The organism is Gammaproteobacteria bacterium, from assembly GCA_036383255.1.
In the GTDB taxonomy this organism is placed as follows: domain Bacteria; phylum Pseudomonadota; class Gammaproteobacteria; order Natronospirales; family REEB76; genus DASUBN01.
In genome coordinates this window covers 34603-52995 of the sequence record DASVOS010000004.1, presented here as the reverse complement: position 1 = coordinate 52995, position 18393 = coordinate 34603, and the positions used below count along the sequence as shown (strand labels likewise).

13 protein-coding genes are annotated in these 18393 nt (G+C 61.2%); 11 read left to right on the top strand and 2 right to left on the bottom strand.

Annotated features, from left to right (window positions below):
• The first annotated feature begins 8 nt into the window (after nucleotides 1-8).
• On the top strand, nucleotides 9-893 hold the full coding sequence (locus VF651_01230) for a cytochrome c oxidase subunit 3 (protein HEX7964311.1): 885 nt from the start codon (nucleotides 9-11) through the stop codon (nucleotides 891-893).
• 58 nt (nucleotides 894-951) lie between these two features.
• Here the strand turns inward: VF651_01230 and VF651_01225 are convergent, their stop codons facing one another.
• Nucleotides 952-1161 carry a twin transmembrane helix small protein gene (locus VF651_01225; GenBank protein ID HEX7964310.1) on the bottom strand — a complete coding sequence of 70 codons (210 nt, stop codon included), beginning with the start codon at nucleotides 1159-1161 and terminating at the stop codon, nucleotides 952-954.
• 33 nt (nucleotides 1162-1194) lie between these two features.
• On the opposite strand from VF651_01225, the gene VF651_01220 reads away from it, so the two are divergent.
• From VF651_01220 to VF651_01185, 8 genes are all read left to right on the top strand, one after another.
• Entirely contained in the window at nucleotides 1195-1935 is a 741-nt protein-coding gene (locus tag VF651_01220) for an SURF1 family protein (GenBank protein ID HEX7964309.1), read from the top strand.
• A complete protein-coding gene (locus VF651_01215) occupies nucleotides 1932-2492 on the top strand; it encodes a hypothetical protein (GenBank protein HEX7964308.1) in 561 nt (186 codons plus the stop codon). The genes VF651_01220 and VF651_01215 overlap by 4 nt, the downstream gene beginning before the upstream one ends.
• 148 nt (nucleotides 2493-2640) lie before the next feature.
• Nucleotides 2641-3624 (top strand): COX15/CtaA family protein, encoded by a 984-nt coding sequence (locus VF651_01210; protein HEX7964307.1) that lies wholly within the window; start codon nucleotides 2641-2643, stop codon nucleotides 3622-3624.
• 136 nt (nucleotides 3625-3760) lie between these two features.
• Nucleotides 3761-4663, top strand: a complete 903-nt coding sequence (locus VF651_01205; GenBank protein ID HEX7964306.1) for a heme o synthase — start codon at nucleotides 3761-3763, stop codon at nucleotides 4661-4663.
• A gap of 69 nt (nucleotides 4664-4732) precedes the next feature.
• Entirely contained in the window at nucleotides 4733-5326 is a 594-nt protein-coding gene (locus VF651_01200) for a hypothetical protein (protein HEX7964305.1), read from the top strand.
• A 107-nt stretch (nucleotides 5327-5433) separates the two neighbouring features.
• Nucleotides 5434-6381, top strand: coding sequence for a glycosyltransferase (locus VF651_01195; GenBank protein ID HEX7964304.1), 948 nt, complete (start codon nucleotides 5434-5436; stop codon nucleotides 6379-6381).
• Complete coding sequence (locus tag VF651_01190; GenBank protein HEX7964303.1) at nucleotides 6382-6774, top strand: GtrA family protein; 393 nt, start codon at nucleotides 6382-6384, stop codon at nucleotides 6772-6774.
• A gap of 70 nt (nucleotides 6775-6844) precedes the next feature.
• Nucleotides 6845-8731 (top strand): hypothetical protein, encoded by a 1887-nt coding sequence (locus VF651_01185; GenBank protein HEX7964302.1) that lies wholly within the window; start codon nucleotides 6845-6847, stop codon nucleotides 8729-8731.
• 77 nt (nucleotides 8732-8808) lie between these two features.
• Here VF651_01185 and VF651_01180 read toward each other — a convergent pair whose 3' ends face one another.
• On the bottom strand, nucleotides 8809-9450 hold the full coding sequence (locus tag VF651_01180; GenBank protein ID HEX7964301.1) for a type II secretion system protein N: 642 nt from the start codon (nucleotides 9448-9450) through the stop codon (nucleotides 8809-8811).
• 178 nt (nucleotides 9451-9628) lie between these two features.
• On the opposite strand from VF651_01180, the gene VF651_01175 reads away from it, so the two are divergent.
• Both VF651_01175 and VF651_01170 read left to right on the top strand, forming a co-directional pair.
• Nucleotides 9629-17779, top strand: coding sequence for a SpvB/TcaC N-terminal domain-containing protein (locus VF651_01175; protein HEX7964300.1), 8151 nt, complete (start codon nucleotides 9629-9631; stop codon nucleotides 17777-17779).
• Nucleotides 17736-18368, top strand: coding sequence for a hypothetical protein (locus VF651_01170; protein HEX7964299.1), 633 nt, complete (start codon nucleotides 17736-17738; stop codon nucleotides 18366-18368). Before VF651_01175 ends, VF651_01170 begins: the two co-directional genes overlap by 44 nt.
• Nucleotides 18369-18393: the final 25 nt, after the last annotated feature.

The following is an 18393-nucleotide window of genomic DNA, read 5'->3' as shown; positions in this document are numbered from 1 at the left end:
AAGACGCCATGTCAGTCCATGTCACCGCCGGCTATGACAAGAGCCACTACTACGTGCCGCACGGCAGCCATTGGCCGATCGTCGGCTCCATCGGCCTGTTCACCACGCTGGCGGGCGCGGCGCTGTGGATGGAGGACGTGGCGTTCGGCGAGATGCTGTTCCCGGTGGGCCTGCTCATCATCCTGGTGATGATGTTCGGCTGGTTCGGCACCGTGATCCGCGAGAGCGAGGGCGGCGCCTACAACGAGCAGGTGGACCGCTCCTTCCGCTGGGGCATGACCTGGTTCATCTTCTCCGAGGTCATGTTCTTCGCCGCCTTCTTCGGCGCGCTGTTCTACGCCCGGCAGTTCTCGCTGCCCTGGCTCGGCGGCGTGGGCAAGAACCTCTTCACCAACCTCCTGCTGTGGCACGGCTACGAGCCGGCTTGGCCCACCAACGGCCCCGCCGGCGTCGGCGGCGCGTTCAAGGCCATGGAGGCGCTCGGCATCCCGGCGCTCAACACCGCCATCCTGCTCACCTCGGGCCTGACCGTGACCATCGCCCACTGGGGCCTCAAGGCCGGCCAGCGCGGCAAGCTCAAGCTGTTCCTGCTGTTCACGGTGCTGCTGGGCTTCACCTTCGTGTTCATGCAGGCGCACGAGTACATCGATGCCTACAACAAGCAGAACCTGACCCTGGGTTCGGGTATCTACGGCTCGACCTTCTTCATGCTGACCGGCTTCCACGGCCTGCACGTCACCATCGGCGCCATCATGCTGACGGTGATCCTGGGCCGTTCCATGCGCGGCCACTTCGAGCCGCACCACCACTTCGCGTTCGAGGCGGTGAGCTGGTACTGGCACTTCGTGGACGTGGTGTGGTTGGGCCTGTACATCTTCGTGTACTGGCTCTAAGCGATACAGCGGAAAGACAACAAGAAGCGCCGCGCCTCAAAACGCGGCGCTTCTTTTTCTAAGGATGCACCGAATTAGGCTGGATCCAGCCCATGAAGTACGCGGCGATGAGCAGGGCGAACAAGAGCAGCGACAGGCCGATGCGGATCGAGAGCGCCTTCACGTTGCGCTGGGACTGGCCCCGGTCCTTCAGCATGAAGTACATGCCCGAGAACAGGCTGGCGAGGATGGCAAGCAGGATGGCGACGATGATGAGGCGTGGCAGCATGGTGTTCTCCGCGGCAGCGGGGCACGTTAGCACTTGCGCCTGAGCCTCGGCAAATCCTTCCGTCCGGGCCTGTGGCCGACCCTGGCCATGCTGGTCCTCTGCGCCCTGTTCCTGCGCCTGTCCTGGTGGCAGTGGCAGCGGGGCGAGTACAAGCGCGAGCTCCTGGCGGGCTATGCAGAGCAGGCGAAGCGCCCACCGGTATCGCTGGATGCGCTGCTGGCGGATCCCACGCTCGAGAGCTTCCCGGCCTACCTCAAGGTCAGCGCCACCGGGAGCTACGACAGCGCGCGCCAGGTGTTGCTGCAGGACATTCCCCGCGACGCAGGAGTCGGCTACGAGGTGCTGACGCCGTTCCTGATGCAGGGCCAAGTGATCGCGATGGTGGATCGGGGTTGGGTGCCGGCGGACACCCAGGGCAGGGCGCCGGACGTCGCCGTAAGCACGGCGCCGCGCCGCATCGAGGCCAGCATCGGCACGCTGCCGGTGCCGGGCATCAAGCTGGGGACACCGGCATCCCCCGCGGCAGGCTGGCCCAAGCTCATGTTCTATCCGGACAGCCACGCGCTCCTGACCCTGTACGGTCCCAGGCTCATGACGCCGGTGCTGAAGCTGGATCCCGCGCAGCCCGACGGCTACGCGCGGCAGGCGGTGCTGGACGTGGGGCTCACCCCCGCGCGGCACCAGGGTTACGCGTTCCAGTGGCTGATGCTGGCCCTGGCGGTGTTCACGGTGTGGCTGGTGGTGAACCTGCGCCGCACGAGGAGACAGGCATGAACGACGAGACACAGAAGGCCGCGAACAAGAACCGCTGGGTCCTGCTGGTGCTGCTGGCGGTGTTCCTGGCGCCGGCGCTGGGCTCCTGGCTCCTGTATGCGAACCTGGACAAGGTGCACCTCGGCACCACCAACAAGGGCGAGTTCGTGCAGCCGCCGCGCCCGGTGGACGCCACGGGCCTGCCGCTGCCGGCGGACTACTTCCTGCACCACCTCACCCTCGTCTACGTGGGCGGCGCTGGCTGCGGCGCGGACTGCCGCGGCGCGCTGCAGGCGATGCAGGTGAGCGAGCTCGCGCTCGGTGAGAACAGCCGGCAGGTGCAGCGGCTCTATCTCGCCTCGGGTGCGCCGGACGCGGAAGCGAAGCAGGACACCGGCCTCACGGCAGTGGACGGCACCGGCCGCGCCGCGCTCGCCGCCTTCGACGGGGCGGATGCACCCAAGTACGTGTACCTGGTGGACCCGAAGGGCTACGTGGTGCTGCGTTATCCCTTGAGCGAAGACCCGAAGCATATCCTTCAGGACCTCCGCCATCTGCTCGGCGTGAGCGAAGGCTGATGTCAAAAGCTGCTGCGCTCGGCATGACTTTGTTGCGCTTCGGACTCGCACTCGGTCACGTACGCCAAAAGTACGCTCCCTCGTGCTCGCCTTGCGCGCCTCGTCCTGCCTTCGCTCGCGACGCTTTTGACCGGAGTCCTTTTAAGTTATGAAAAAGTATTTCTTGTATATCGCCATCGCCGCTGCGGTGCTCGCCTTCGGCGTGGTGATGCTGGGTGCCTACGTACGCTTGTCGCAGGCGGGCTTGGGGTGCCCGGACTGGCCGGGCTGCTACGGCCACATGGCAGTGCCGAGCCACACGGAAGTGGACCCGGCCATGCTCGCGGCGCGGCCGCTGGAGCCGGCGCGGGCCTGGAAGGAGATGATCCACCGTTATTTCGTGGGAGGCCTGGCCACGCTGATCCTGGTGATGGCGGGGCTCGCCTTCTGGCGCCGCCGCGACCCGGAGCAGCCCAAGCTCCTGCCGGCGCTGCTCCTGGGCCTGGTGGTGTTCCAGGCGCTGCTCGGCATGTGGACGGTGACGCTGCTCCTGTTCCCGCCGGTGGTCACGGCCCACCTCCTGGGCGGCCTCGCCACCTTCGCGCTCCTGGTGCTCTTGGTGCTGCAGAGCGGCGGCTGGCTGAGGCACGGCACCGAATCTGGCCCGATCTTCCGCCGGCTCGCGCTCCTGAGTCTCGTGGTGCTGGCCTGCCAGATCGCGCTGGGCGGCTGGGTCAGCAGCAACTACGCAGCCATCGCCTGCCCGGACTTCCCCACCTGCCAGGGCAGCTTCTGGCCCGAAGGCATGGACTTCGCCGCCGGCTTCAGCTGGCATGGCCTCGGGCCCGACTACCAGGGCGGCATCCTCGGCAATGCGGCGCGCATGGCCATCCACGTGATGCACCGGCTGGGCGCGCTCGTCACCTTCCTGGTGGTGGGCTTCACCAGCTTCGACCTCATGCTGCGGGCGCGGGCCCCGGCGCTGCGCTGGCTGGCGGCCCTGGTGGGCGCGCTGCTGCTCACCCAGATCGCGCTCGGCATCAGCCTCGTGAAGTTCGGCTGGCCCCTGCCCCTGGCTGACCTGCACAATGGCGTGGCGGCGCTGCTGCTGGGCGCAGTCGTGACATTGAATTGGTCAGTTAACGCGAAATAGAGTGGACGGCGCAGGAAGCGCCGTGACGTCGAGTCCGGACATGCGCCGGGCTCGGCGGTCTGCAAAATACAGATGTATTTTGCAGAAGGCGTATATAGACAGCTTTCGCGAAGCGAAAGCGTAACGCGGGCAAAAGATGAATACGAGCGCGAGCGAAGCGGGCACCACTTGGCGAGACTTCTACGAACTCGGTAAACCGAGGGTCGTGTCGCTCATCGTCTTCACCGCGGTGGTGGGCATGTTCCTGGCGGTGCCCGGCTGGCCGCCCTTGAGCGAGCTCATCTTCGGCACGCTCGGCATCGGCCTCGCGGCCTCCGGCGCCGCGGCGGTGAACCACCTCCTGGACCAGAAGGTGGACGCGGTGATGTTCCGCACCCGCCATCGGCCGCTGCCGACGGGGCAGGTGACGGAGCGGCAGGTGGTGCTGTTCGCGCTCACCCTCACCATGCTCTCCATGCTTATCCTGACGGCGCTGGTGAACACCCTCACGGCGGTGCTCACGTTCATCTCCCTCATCGGCTATGCGGTGATCTACACCGTGTTCCTGAAGCGTGCCTCGCCCCAGAACATCGTCATCGGGGGCGCCGCCGGCGCCGCGCCGCCGCTCTTGGGCTGGACCGCGGTCACCGGCCACGCCGGGGCCGGCGCGTTCCTGCTGTTCCTCATCATCTTCATATGGACGCCGCCGCACTTCTGGGCGCTGGCGATCCATAGGCGCGAGGACTACGCCAAGGTGGGCATCCCCATGCTGCCCGTCACCCACGGCGTGGAGTACACCAAGCTGCAGATCCTGCTCTACACGCTGCTCCTGCTGGCGGTTAGCCTCCTGCCCTTCGCCATCCGCATGAGCGGCTTCCTGTACCTGGTCTCGGCGCTGGTGTTGGGCGGCGTGTTCCTCTGGTACGCCTGGCGCCTGAAGCAGACGGATGATGAGACCTTGCCGATGCGCACCTTCCACTGGTCCATCTGGTACCTGTCGCTCCTGTTCGCCGCATTGCTCCTGGACCACTACGTGCCCCTGCTGTTCCGCGCCGCCTGAGTTGCCACCCCGGTCTATACTCGGGGCATGCTGCCGTACCTCTTCGCCGGACTCGGGGCCGGTCTTCCCATGCTTACCAATCCGGTGGCGACCCGCGTGCTGCCGCCTGCCGCAGCAGCGGCTGCCGGTTGGCCTCCGATCCAGCCGTTGCACGCAGAGTATGCCTACCTGCGCCCGGCGCAGCCGGATGGGGACACGCCGTTCATCGTGTACCTCAAGGGTGCGAAGGAGACGCCGCTCTACAAGTTCGAGTGCCACAGCGGCAACTACGCCGACGACTACGAGATGCACTTCTCGGGGGACTTCCAGTGCGCGCTGTTCCCGTTCAAGGGCGACACGGTGACCCTGGTGAACCTCTTGGCCACCGAGACCCATGCCGAGCAGGACCACGACTGGTGGAACCGGGGCCGGGTGCTGGCGCGCCAGTTCCAGGGCGACTGCCTGGACTATCCCGAGTACAGCACCGCGCGCCACTTCCGGCTGCGGGGCATGGCCGTGACCATGGCCTTCACCGACATCCAGTGGCAGGCCGGCAGGCTCGCGAAGTTCACCCTGACGTTCGACGTGGTCCAGGACCCGGACGCGAAGGGACCCATGATCCAGGCGCCGGAAGGTGATGCGCCGCCCAGCGCGTGCTATCCGGGCAGGAGACCCGATCCCTGACCAGCATGACTGCCGGCATGCCGCCACCCGGATAAATATCGACGGCCCGGAAGAGATGGCGGCGGCGGCCCCCTATAATATTTGCCGGGGATCCTCAGGACACGCGCATGAATGACGAAGCTCCCGGCCGCGTCGCGGTCATCCTGCCTTGCTACAACGAAGCGGCGTCCATAAGTTCGGTCGTGCGTTCCTTCAAGGAAGCCTTACCCAAGGCGGACATCTTCGTCTTCGACAACGCCTCCACCGATGACACGGCTCGCGTGGCCCGGGAGGCGGGCGCGGATGTCCGGAGCGTGCGGCTGAAGGGCAAGGGCAACGTGGTGCGCCGGATGTTCGCCGACGTGGACGCCGACGTCTACCTGATGGCGGATGGAGACGGCACCTACGATGCCGGCAAGGCCGGAGCGCTCGTCGGGAAAGTGCGCGACGAAGGGCTGGACATGGTGGTGGGCAGCAGGGTCAGCGAGGATGCGGCCGCCTATCGCATGGGACACCGCTTCGGCAACCTCCTGCTCACCCGCTTCACCGGGTTCCTGTTCGGCAGCACGTTTACCGACATGCTGTCCGGCTACCGGGCCTTCTCCCGGCGTTACGCGAAGTCTTTTCCCGCCAACGCCGCCGGCTTCGAGATCGAGACGGAGCTCACCGTCCACGCCTTGCAGCTGCGCATGCCGGTGATGGAGGTGCCCACCCGGTACGGGGCCAGGCAGGAAGGATCGGTGAGCAAGCTCAATACCTGGCGGGACGGGTTCCGGGTCCTGCTCACCATCATCACCCTGTTCAAGTCAGAGCGCCCCTTGGCGTTCTTCTCATTGGGGTTCGCGGCCTGCACCGTCACCGCGGTGGCGCTGGCCGTGCCCATCTTCCAGTTCTATCTCGAGACCGGGCTGGTGCCGCGTGTGCCGACCGCCTTGCTGTGCACCGGGCTCGTCCTCCTGGGCGTGATCCTGCTGGCCTGCGGCCTGGTGCTGGACACCGTGACCCATGGCCGCATCGAGGCGAAGCGGTTCGCCTATCTGGCGGTGCCAGGTCCCATGGCGGGCAAGGCCCGCTAGATGTACGGCCAGTTCCTGCGCTTCGCGTTGGCGGGCTGCATCGGATTCGTGGTGGATGTGGCCGTGCTCTATGCCGCACTCTGGGCGGGCCTGGGTTATTACGCCGGGCGGGCATGTTCGTTCCTGGTCGCCGTGGCCGTGACCTGGCAACTCAACCGGCGCTACACCTTCTCCGCCACGCGGACCCTGCGCCTGCACTCCGAGTGGTTCAGGTACCTAACGGCCATGCTCGGCGGCGGAGCGGTGAACTACGCCTGTTACACCGTGATCGTCGCGAGCTTCCCGAAGACCGGCCTGCTGCCGGCCGTGGCCGTCGCCGCCGGCTCGATCGCGGGCCTGATGGTCAACTTCCTCACCTCCAAGTTCTGGGTCTTCCGGCCGCCCGGCGGATGACCGTCCCATCTCCATGCCATCCGATGCAGGCAGGTCCTTCATGAAGTTGATGAGAGCGGCAGCTGCGGCCATGAACCGCGCCCTTAGCGGCGAGCGGGCCCTGTTCCACGCATCGCTGTGCGTGCCGATCGCGTTCGGCCTCATATCGGTATGGCTCGGCACCGATACCAACTACGATTTCTTCAACTACCACCTGTACAACCCCTACAGCTTCCTGCACGGCAGGCTGGACGTGGACCTGGCGCCGGCAGGGATGCAGAGCTACTTCAACCCGCTGATGGATCTTTTCTACTACGGCCTGCTCATGCACCTGCCGGGTCCGCTCACGGGATTCATCATGGGCTTCCTGCATGGGCTGAACTTCGTGCTGCTGCTCGGCATCGCCTGCAAGGCGCTCCCGGGACTGCCGGCCGAGGATCGCCGGCGGGTGCCCTTGCTCCTGGCTGCCGCCGGCTGCTTGACCGCCAACTTCCTGTCCGAGTTGGGCAACAGCATGGGGGACGACACCAGCGCGCTGCTCGAACTCGGCGCGCTCTTCACCGTCGTCGCGGGCTGGGAGAGCCTGATCGCATGGTCCCGCCGCGGCATGTCCTTGCTGCTGCTGGCCGGGGTGCTCGCAGGCATGGGTGTGGGCCTCAAGCTCACCAATGCGCCCTATGCAGCGGCCCTGTGCACCGGTTTCCTGGTGCTGCCCCTGGCATGGGCTGCGCGCATGCGGCTCGCCGGCCTGCTGGGCGTGGGCATGCTGCTGGGGTTCGCGCTGCTGGATGGCTTCTGGCTGGCCGAGATGTGGCACAGGTACGGCAACCCGTTGTTCCCGCAGTTCAGCGCCGCCTTCCCCGGCCCGCTCACCAAGAGCATCGTGGTGACCGACGCCCACTGGCTGCCCCAGGGAGTGGCCGAGCATCTGCTCTGGCCTTTCATCTTCTCCTTCAATCCGCATCGGGTCGGCCAGCTGTATCTGCCTCAGCTCATATGGTCGGTGCTCTACGTGCTCTTCGTTTGGTGGGCGGTGGTGGCCTGGCGGGGAAGGCGGAACGGCGTGGCCGGCGAGAAGGATCCGCGGCAGACTTGCATACTGGCCTATGTGGCGGTCGGGTTCCTGCTATGGATGCATGTCTTCAGCATCTATCGCTACATCGTTACCATAGAGTTGGTCGCCCCCCTGGCGGCTTATCTGCTCTTCATGCGCATCCTCCCATATGGCAAGGCCCGCCGGGTCGCGGGGTGGACCTTGTCCATCGCCATCGTCGTCGGCCTGCTGGGAGTGCGCAGCTGGGGGCATGAGGACTGGTCTTCCCCGATGGTGCAGGCTGAAGTGCCGGTGTTGGCGGAGCCGGCATCCACCACCGCCATCCTCGTGGGCGGGGCCGGGACCGTCCCGCATGGCTGGCTGCCGGCGGTGTTGCCGCCGGAGGTCGCCTTCGTCGGCGTGCACAACAGCTTCCCCGAGTCGTCGGGGTACATAAAGCGCCTGCGTGAGCTGGTGCGCACCCGCGGCGGCGAGACTTATGCCGTCGTCGACGGCCATCCCAGTTCCTACATGGACAACGACATGGTCGCGGGCGTCGCCGGATACATCGCCGGCAGGAACGCCATCGCCAGGCACCTTGGCCTCACCCGGGGGTCGAGAGGCTGCAGCGTGTTGCGCTGGCTCGTGCAGAAGACCCATACCCACGCCAACGTGCAGGAAGCCGCCACGGAACAGGGCGCCCGTTGCGTGCTCGTGGCCCGCGATCAGGACGTCGCGGACGCACAGTCCCTGAATGACGCTTCGTTGTCGGCCGCCCAGCGGATACTGGATCATTACGGTTTCCAGCTGGATCCCCAGGCATGCACGGTCTACCAGGCGCACGTGGGTGCAGGCAGCTATCCCTACCAGTGGTGCAAGCTTGAGACGCTGCCACCGCGGCGAGCCGGAAACCAGGCTGGCTCGAAACCGCGAAAGTCGGATTAACTACACACTCTGGCGCTTAGCCTGAGAGGGCAATGGCTGTGACGCTTAGCCACAACGCCACTTCTGTCTAGATGTATTCAATGCTTTATCAATTGTTGTCGCAAGGCCCGCAAGCGCGACAAGGTCGATCCACCGCGTGGAAGCGACACGGGGCGGAGGACAGGTGCGTAGTTGGGGGCGCCGCCGCCACCTTGAAGACCGCGTAGGGAGTTGAGCACATCGGGGTCTCCGGCGAGCATGATCCCGGAGGTGGGCCCGCCGTAACGCTGTTCCAAGATTATGACCCGGCTGGTCGAGCCGACTCTCAGTTCGATGGAACTCGGTGTCACATCCGTGACTTCCTCGCCGTCAGGGAGGGCGTCACCCAACCTGAAGTAGCCGCTCGTCCCCGAGACCTCGACTATCGCCAAAGCAGCGCTCTTTTCATCGGAATAGATCAAGCCATGCAATTCGACGTCGGGCAAGCCGCTGGCAGCTGTATTTCCGTCCGTCACCGCCGCCAGATCTCCCAGCAGATGATGCCCAGCCACGCGTTGTGCCACTGACCAGCCGTCTTCTCGTCCGATGGGTGGAGCAGGTTGCGTCACAGACTCGATCTTTGCAGGGTGCCTGAACATCGCCCATACGATGGTGAAGGAGATGATGACGAACAGACACGAGAGACCATGTCTCAGATGAGAAGAGTTAAAGAAATCAACAGGATGGATGTGTCGCTTCACGAGGAGACTTATCTGGCATCTCGGGTAGAGATTTATGGTACCTCAATCTGAAAAATTGTTGCGTGGCGTCAGGTGCGCGTCTATATTCCAGCCATAGGAGACGGGGTAGTCTCCAGGGAACAATAAGGGAAGGGGACTCATGGGCGTCATCTCGATCGCGCGCGGTCTGCGTGCTCTTTTGGCTTTCAAATCCCACCACCACGATGTTCGCCGTATCAGGCTGGACACTGCAGCAGCGGTGTTCGCCCTGGCGGCGTTGAGTGGATTTGCCGCGACCAACGCGCATGCGACAGCTGCTGTGGGTACTCTTGCAGGCGCCGCTGGCGTCGATGCCAATGGCGCCGCCACCTATAACATTCCTATCACGCTTCCGGCAGGTACTCATGGCATGCACCCTTCGCTGGCGCTGAGCTATAACAGCCAAAGTGGCGAAGGGCTTGCTGGATACGGCTGGAACCTGGTCGGCTTGTCTTCTTTTGAGAGGTGCTTGTGGACGATTGCGTCTGATGGGCAGACGCGCGCGATCCAATACACTACGACGCCGGGCGCGAATTACGATGATATCTGCTGGGATGGAAAGCGCCTGCGCGTCAATGGAAGTGGCAACTATGGCGGTGACGGTACTGTCTACGGCACCGAGATTGAAGGTTTCTCGAAGGTTATTTCCCACCAAGGCAGCAACGGCAGCAATCCCGGCTGGTTTGAGGTGTATACGAAAGACGGGCGTATCTATGAATACGGCCACACCACCAGCTCGAAGATCTATGCCCAAGGTACCGGCAACACCGTGGTGCGGGTCTGGGCGCTGGATAAGGTCACGGACCTGAACGGCAATTACATGACTTACACCTATCAGCAGGATACTGCTGATGGTGACTACTGGCCTACATTGATTGACTACACGGGCAACGGCAGCACTACTCCTGATCATGAAGTGGAGTTCGACTATGAGGCGAGGCCGGTCATCGTCGCTGGTTATATTCACGGTGGCATCGTCGCGAGGACGCAGAGACTGACCACCATTAAGGTGAAGTACGCCGGCAACGCCACTTACACCTACACGCTTGCCTACCAGTTGGATGCCGCCAATTCGCGTAGCCAGCTCAAGTCTGTGACCGAATGCGGCGCCGATGGCAGTTGCCTTCCGGCCACTACTATCGCATGGCAGAGCGCATTGAACGGCTGGAATACCGGTACCGCCACCACTGCTTCGACTTCGACTGCTGCTGCCGCCGCCGCCGCGAAGCTTATGGATGTGGACGGGGATGGCGTGATGGATCTGGTCTATCCCGATCCTACCGCGGACGGGCATTGGCACGTGATGTTCGGCGATACCAACGGAGGTTTCACGACGCCCATCGTAGATACGGGCATCTCGTCGGCGACCTTCTACGGCATATCCTATGCATTGGAGATGGATTACAACGGTGACGGACTCATGGACCTGGCGGTACCGATTGCCAACAATAGTGATGGCACGGGGCGCGGTTACCTGGTCATGATATCCAACGGCAGCCGCACTACTCCTTTCAGAACGCCAGGTAACAACCTGCCGAACCTGACGGTGTCCTCTACCGAATCCGGCAGCGCGTGGGCGGTGGATTTCTCAGCCAGTGGCGCGTCCGATTTTATATATAGCGATGGGGCACATACCTATCGCTATCCCAATAATGGCAGCTCATTCTCGCCTCGTCAGACCATCTATACGCCGCCTAGCACTGCACCGAGCGGTGGTGGTGGTTTCCTGAGCACGACGACCACCAGCACGTACTCTGATACCCCTTTCAATTTCGACGGCTCTGGCAGGGGCGGGGCCCTGCAACTGGATACCGTGGTCTTCAATTGCATACCTGACCCAGAGATTGACTGCACCCAGCAGCAGAATCCGACCAGTTATTACTGGGACGCCCTGAACTCCACGGAGTCTCCCGGTTATACGGAGATGGATTCAGTATTCGGCTCGGATGTACCGCCCGTCCCCGCCGATGTGAATGGGGATGGTCTCACCGACCTGCTGTTCACGACGCCGATGGCTACCGGTTACAAGTGGGAATTGGCGCTCAGCACGGGTAATAGCTTCACTGCTGCCTTGGCCACCAACCTGCTTGACCTCAGCAAATCTGGTTGGACCAATGCAGACCCTATAGTCGCGGACTATTACGCTGATGGCAATCGTGAGGCCATCGTGCAGACTGGCACTGGTGCCTGGAGCATCTTGAACGTCGACTACACGGCGGGCAGTGGTTTCAGCCTGAGCACCGCTAGCTTGAGCGATGTATTGCCGAGCAACTACGCCGCCGGCACGCTGCGGATCGGAAATATCGAAGCCAATGGATTGAGCGACCTCGTATACGCGGTAGTCAGCGGCAGTACATATACCTGGCATTACCGGCTGCACAGAGGTGGCGCACCGGACCTGGTCACTAGCGTCACCGATGGTTTCGGCAATGCGTCTCAGTTCAGTTACGCTTCGCTTGCGTCTGGCGGCTCGACCTACACCAAGGGTAGCAGTGCAGCCTATCCCGCGCAGGACGTGCAGCCTGCCATGCAGGTCGTGTCGTCTTATCAGGAAAGTGACGGTATCGGCGGGACCTATAACCTGACCTATACCTACTCGGGGGCGCAGGCTGACATGCATGGCCGGGGCTTTTTGGGCTTCACTCAACGCACAATCCAGGATAGCCGTAGCAACGTCACCGATACCATCACCTACAATTTGGTTTTCCCTTGGATCGGTGCGCAGCTTTCGGATGTATTGACCCGTACGAGCGATGGAAAGCCGGTACGGCGGACCGATAACACTGGTCCTGATGACGTGACTTACGGTAGCGGCTACTCGAAGCGATATTTTCCGTTCTTCGATAGCACGGCGGCGAAAACCTACAATGTCGCGAGTGGCGTTACTCAGACGCTAACCACCGTCACCAGCCAGCACACGGCGAGTGACTTCGATACGCACGGCAACACCCTCAGCGAAACCGTCACGACTCTGGACGGCGCGACCGGCCAATCGTTCACTTCCGCTACCGCGGCTTCATATAGCTCCGATTCAGGCACCTACTGCTATGGCCTGAACACCGGCGGTACCGTGTCGAGGGCATCTCCCTCGTATCCAATTGCGGTTAGCCGTTTGACCAGCACACCGGCCGGTGATGTGGACACCGCTCATTGTCGCCTGGACTCCCAGACGGTCTCTTCGGGACAAACGAACGATGGGACTCCTTCGTTGACGACGAGTTATCAATACGATTCCTTAGGCAATCTGAGTGAGACAGACATATCGGGACCCGGGCTCGCAGTCGCCCATGTGACGCAATACAGCTTCGCTGGAGGCAACGGGGAGTTTCCCGTGGCGACGACGACGGTGGTCTCACCAACGATCAGTCTGGTAACCCATTCGACATGGGATTACAGCCTTGGTCTCCAGAGCTCGGCGACCGACGTAAATGGGAATATGACTTCCTATGCTTATGATGCTTTCGGTAGGCCGAAGAGGGTTACCCGACCGGACAACAGCCAAGTTCTGACCAACTATGCTTGGTGTACGCAGTCGACTGCTGCGATATGCCCCAGTGTTGCGGTATATGAAGTCACTACTCAGTTGAAGAGCGCAGGCGGAGCGCTGATCACCGCCGGTTTCAGCGCTTATGATTCAAAGGGCCGGGTCGTGCGGCGTGGAAGCGTGCTTTTGGGCGGCCTCATGTCAGTGGTGGATACCACGTATGACAGTGCCGGCCGGACGATGAGCGTCACTGCCCCCTATATCCAGAGTCAGGGCAACCAAATCTATGTAACCAGTTATCAATATGACAACGCCTTCGGTCGTCTGACTGAAGTGGATGAACCGCTGGATGCGAGCGATGATTGCTCACCTGCCTGCCTCAGTAAGATCACCTTGGGTTACAACTTGGTGCCTGGCATCGGATTCCAGACCACCAGCACCAAGACCGCCAATGGCCTCAGCCAGACCACGTCGAAATACACCGACGCCTTGGGCGAGACGGTCAAGACGGAGGACAACAACAGCGGAAGCACTCTCTTCACCTACGATGCCTTCGGCGACCTGGTAAACACACTGGACACCAACGGGAAATCGACCGCTGTTGGCTTTGACGGTCTTGGTCACAAGGTCAGTATGACCGACCCGAACATGGGCAGCTGGACCTATGCCGTGGATGCCTTGGGCAAGGTCACCTGTCAGACCGATGCAAAGGGCCAATCAACCATTATGGCCTACGATGGAATCAGCCGCCTCATCACCAAGCTTGAGACTGCTCCTTCCGCTGGTTGCAGCGCATCCGATGGTACCAAGAGCTATTGGACCTATGATCAGGCAGGGGCATTGGGACTTCCCGCATCCGTCAGCGATTCCACTGACGGCAGTGGCGATTTCACACGCATCTACAGTTACGACGGCTTGGCACGTCCCAGCGATGTCACGACCACCATAGGCACTGGCGAAGACGCGAAGTCGTACACGGTATCCACCACCTACGATGACTTCGGTCGGGTAGCGACGGTAACCTATCCCGCCTCAGGTGTGACTCCAACCGCTGGCAATCCCGCGCCAGCCACTCCTTCGGTCTCGCCGAATCCCGCCAGCGGAACGCAAGGTGTTTCAGTCACTCTCTCCGGTAGCAGCACGGATACGGATCCGGCCCTCCAATACCAGTGGACCCAGAACGGCGGTCCAGTGATGCTGTCCGCGGGCGCTTTCGACTCCGCAGCTGCCAGCATAATTTTCACGCCGCCCCTGGGTGGTGTCTATACCTTTGAACTGAAGGTCATCGAGAGCAATTCGGCCCAGAGTAGCGCCCAAACGGCCACCGTCAATGTCGCGCCGTTGCCGCCCGCAGGTGTGCCCAGCCTGACCACCGATACGGGCACCGACACAGACACCAGCAGTGATGGAAGCGTCACCGTGAGCTGGACGGCGGTTGCAGGTGCAAGCAGCTATAACGTTTATCAATCCACCGCGCTCAACGGCACGTATACTGCCGTGAAGACCGGCGTGACTGGCACGACCGCACCTGCCGTGACAGGGCTCGTGAACGGCACTTACTATTTCAAGGTCGCAGCCGTCGCCGGTGGTGTGCTGGGGGACACGAGCAACGCCTCCAGTGCTTTGGTGGTGACTCTTCCACCGGGCAAACCCACCAGCCTCAACGTATCGGTGGCCAATGTCCTGCCGAGCACCAATTACTCGGTCTCATGGACCGCGCCCACCTCGGGTACGGTCACGAAGTACGAACTGCAGGAGGATAACAACAGCGCCTTCAGCAGCCCGTCAACGTTCACCATCACTGCGCCAACCCACAGCAAGACGCGTAGCCAGACGTCCACAGGCACCTACTACTACCGTGCCCATGCCTGCAACGGCAATCTTCCGACCGCCTGCAGCGTCTGGAGTAATGTGGACAGCGTGAAGGTCATGAACAAGCCCGCTGCCCCGACCATGGATACACCGAGTCCGAGCACCATAAACGATGGGGGCAGTTCTACGCTCTCATGGTCTGCCAACAGCAGCCCCATCAGTAACTACAATTTCGAGGGTTCGTTCTCGTCCACGGACTTTTCCATGTCAACGCCGGTCAATGAAGGGCTGGCTACGAGCACCACCGTCAGTCCGCCGGGTACGAAGTACTATCGCGTGCAGGCCTGCAATGTCGTGGGTTGCGGCACCTGGAGCAACGTGGTGGGTGTCACCGTGAATTTTGGTAGCGGTTTCGTGATGCCGCAATCGGTTGATCCGACGGATCGGCCGACCCTTTACGCTGAGGAAGCTCCGGAAGGAGAGGCCCCGGATGTGGATGAACTCGCCGAAATTGAGCCGGTGGATGTAAGAGAGCAGGTCTTGCCAGCGGTGGCTGGACCGAAAATCCAGACCAGTGAAGGAGTAGTTAGCACGCTACAGGCATTGCACACCAGGCGTGAGGCGCTCGTCGCCAACCAGCCCCTGCAGCCTGATGAGAACACGCTGCAAGCGCGATTCGACCGCCTTAACCCGAGACTGCCCCAGGCTCTGGCGCTGGACCTGCATGCGAGGCCGGTCCAGCAGCAGCTCGCCTTCGCACCGCCGGTCTATGCGGCCTATGCCGGTACAAAACACGAGACCGCTGGCGGCACGCCGTTCCGGTTCGTGGTGCAGTACAACTATGATCCCGCCAGCGGCGCGCTCATGGCGGTATCGAATGCGGATACGGGGTTTATCTATTGGCGCGCCGCCACTGACAGTGGCGTGGCGCCAGTCGACGCGTTCGGTCACGTCATCGGTTACGTGGATGGGAACAACGTAGGTACGGTAAGTACATATGATGATGCCACGGGGGCCATTACGGGCATCAGCGCTGGCATCGGCCAAAATTCCACAGTGCAGCAGATGACCTACACTTGGGATGGGTTCGGAAATCTGTCTCAGAGGTGCGACAACAATCGCGGTTTGACGGAGGCGTTCACCTACGACAACCTCAATCGCTTGGCGACGTCGACTGTCCACAGTGGGGCCAACGTCAATGACTGCACGGGTGGCACGACAGGTGCCGTGATGACCATGACCTATGACGGGATGGGCAACATCGTTACCCGCAGCAATACGGGCATCGGCATAAACGATACCTACACCTACAGCGATTCGAGCCATCCCTATGCGGTAACCGGCATCACCAGCATGACCGGCACCTACAGCTATGATGCTAACGGCAACATGGTGTCCGGCAACGGCAGGACCATAGTCTGGAACGGCGACAATCTGCCTACTAGCATCAGTAGTTCCAGCACCAAGAACGGTATCGCCACCGTCACCGGTAGCAGCACGTTCGACTATAGCCCTGACCAGCAGCGATACCGGCAGGTCGCTGGTAGTACCACGACGCTCTACCTGGGAGGTCTGTTCGAAGTGGTCTCGAACGGTTCCACAACACAGTACCGCCACAACATCATGGCGGGGGGCATAGTGGTAGCGGTACACAGCATTGATCAATTGGGCACGGTGAGGACCGCATATCTGCATTCGGACAGCCTGAATAGCATCGATGCGATCACTGATGATCAGGGACAGATCGTCACCGATGCGGTGACCCAGCAGCAACAAGTGATGAGTTTCGATGCTTTCGGTATGCGCCGGAATCCCGCAGACTGGTCCTATACCAATATCCAGTCGTCCATGCTTAAGGACTATACGGATAGCGGCTTCACCGCTCAGGAGCAGTTGGATGGTGTCGCATTAGTGCACATGAACGGCCGCGTGTACGACCCCACCATCGGACGTTTCATAAGCGCGGACCCGGTGATGGGAGGCAACCGGTATGACTATGTGGGTAACAACCCTCTATCACGCACTGATGCCAGTGGCTTCTGTTGGATGGGCTGTTTCTGGCAACCCAATGCGCCCCTTAAGCTGCTTGATAACCAGTCGAATCTAACCGTCATGCTTGCTACGGGAATGACCCCGTGGGAGCACGGCGCACTCGATCATTCTGTGTATGAGATCGAGCACAATCAGAACATCCAGCTCGTCATTGCCATCGCCTTGGCAGTTGAGACAGGTGGTGCAAGCCTGACTTTGATGGCAGAGATGGGTGCGGACGCCTTCTGGGCGCAGGTGGCGGCAGGAGCCGTTTCGGGCGCTGTCTTCGGCGGGACCATCGTAGCTTTGAATGGGGGTTCGCCGAATCAGGTTCTGCATGCGATGCTCAAAGGTGGAGAGAATGGTGCAATTTCTGCTGGATTGATGTACGGAGCTAACGCAGTAACGGCATATTCTGGTAATAACTTCGCTGTGGGGGTTGGTTCACATGCAGCTGCAGGCGGTTTATCCGCAGTCGCCGCAGGTGGCAAATTTGGCAAGGGGGCCGAGTTCGGCGGGCTGGCATATGCTGGCCAGTGGGCTTTTCAGAAGGCCGTTAATGGAGAAAAGCCGCGGTGGGAAAGCGGGAAGGGGTCAGTCTACAAGCAGGATGGCAATGTTGCTGACGAAACTCAGGCTAACAACAACTTCAGCGGTGCAAATACCATTACGGATCCTAATGCTCCGCCAGGTGTGCAGGTAGGTGATGCTGTCCTCAATCCATGTGGCGGTTGCGAGGGTGGTACCTTCAGTCAAATAGCCGATTCTTATCCAGGCATGAATGCAGTTGCGACGCTACATGATGCTTGGGGAGATTTATATCAGGCCGCCAATGGTGGCGCATACCCAATGTGGTTTAGGTTGCTCACGATGCCCGTGGCTGCCGCGGTGACGTACGGAAGTATGGTGACTACTAACGGTATAGGCGCGGGGATAGCCGGTGATCAAGAATGGCGCCGCAACTCAGGCGATGGCGGGCCTTAATAGGAACTACGACATGCATCGATGGCTTTCTTCAGCGGGGGTTAGCCTCCTTATGCTCCTAAGTGGTTGCGTTCCGGGCATTGGAGGTTACTATCATGCCGTGGCTTCAGAAGGACATCCGATAGGTAACATGTGCAATGGAACTGCAGGGCCACCGGAATCCTTAGAGATTAAACGCGACTTAGTCCGCGTGGTCGTCACTCCAATTAATCGCGGTGTTGGCCAGGATTTTATTGTTATCCAGTTGTGGATAGCTAACAAAGCAAGGGTCGAGTTCGACTATAGCCAGTTCTCTGCGATTAATAGCCTAAATCAATCTGCCATAGTGCTTGATAAACCAGCCGTCTATGAATTTGATAAAGGCGGGTTCTTACCATTTAATGACGGACAAGTATTGGATGGTAGTTTGCATGTTGATCCTATTTCCAATACTTCCTTGTATCGAATCGAACTAAAATTACATGACTCCATTCCTACGGCATTCAATTTCATACTACCGGACATGAAGATAAACGATATTTTATATCCGCATCTAACCATCCAATACAGGAATCATGTCGGTGTCTGGCTGTCGTTAATAAACTGTTAGCACCAAGCAGGTCTCGCTAAAAAGC

Excerpts from the sequence above, each read along its gene's own strand:
- VF651_01210 (HEX7964307.1), top strand. The coding sequence starts at position 2,641 with ATGAAAAAGTATTTCTTGTATATCGCCATCGCCGCTGCGGTGCTCGCC.
- VF651_01200 (HEX7964305.1), top strand. The coding sequence starts at position 4,733 with ATGCTTACCAATCCGGTGGCGACCCGCGTGCTGCCGCCTGCCGCAGCA.
- VF651_01195 (HEX7964304.1), top strand. The coding sequence starts at position 5,434 with ATGAATGACGAAGCTCCCGGCCGCGTCGCGGTCATCCTGCCTTGCTAC.
- VF651_01185 (HEX7964302.1), top strand. The coding sequence starts at position 6,845 with ATGAACCGCGCCCTTAGCGGCGAGCGGGCCCTGTTCCACGCATCGCTG.
- VF651_01205 (HEX7964306.1), top strand. The coding sequence starts at position 3,761 with ATGAATACGAGCGCGAGCGAAGCGGGCACCACTTGGCGAGACTTCTAC.
- VF651_01215 (HEX7964308.1), top strand. The coding sequence starts at position 1,932 with ATGAACGACGAGACACAGAAGGCCGCGAACAAGAACCGCTGGGTCCTG.
- VF651_01190 (HEX7964303.1), top strand. The coding sequence starts at position 6,382 with ATGTACGGCCAGTTCCTGCGCTTCGCGTTGGCGGGCTGCATCGGATTC.
- VF651_01225 (HEX7964310.1), bottom strand. The coding sequence starts at position 1,161 with ATGCTGCCACGCCTCATCATCGTCGCCATCCTGCTTGCCATCCTCGCC.
- VF651_01230 (HEX7964311.1), top strand. The coding sequence starts at position 9 with ATGTCAGTCCATGTCACCGCCGGCTATGACAAGAGCCACTACTACGTG.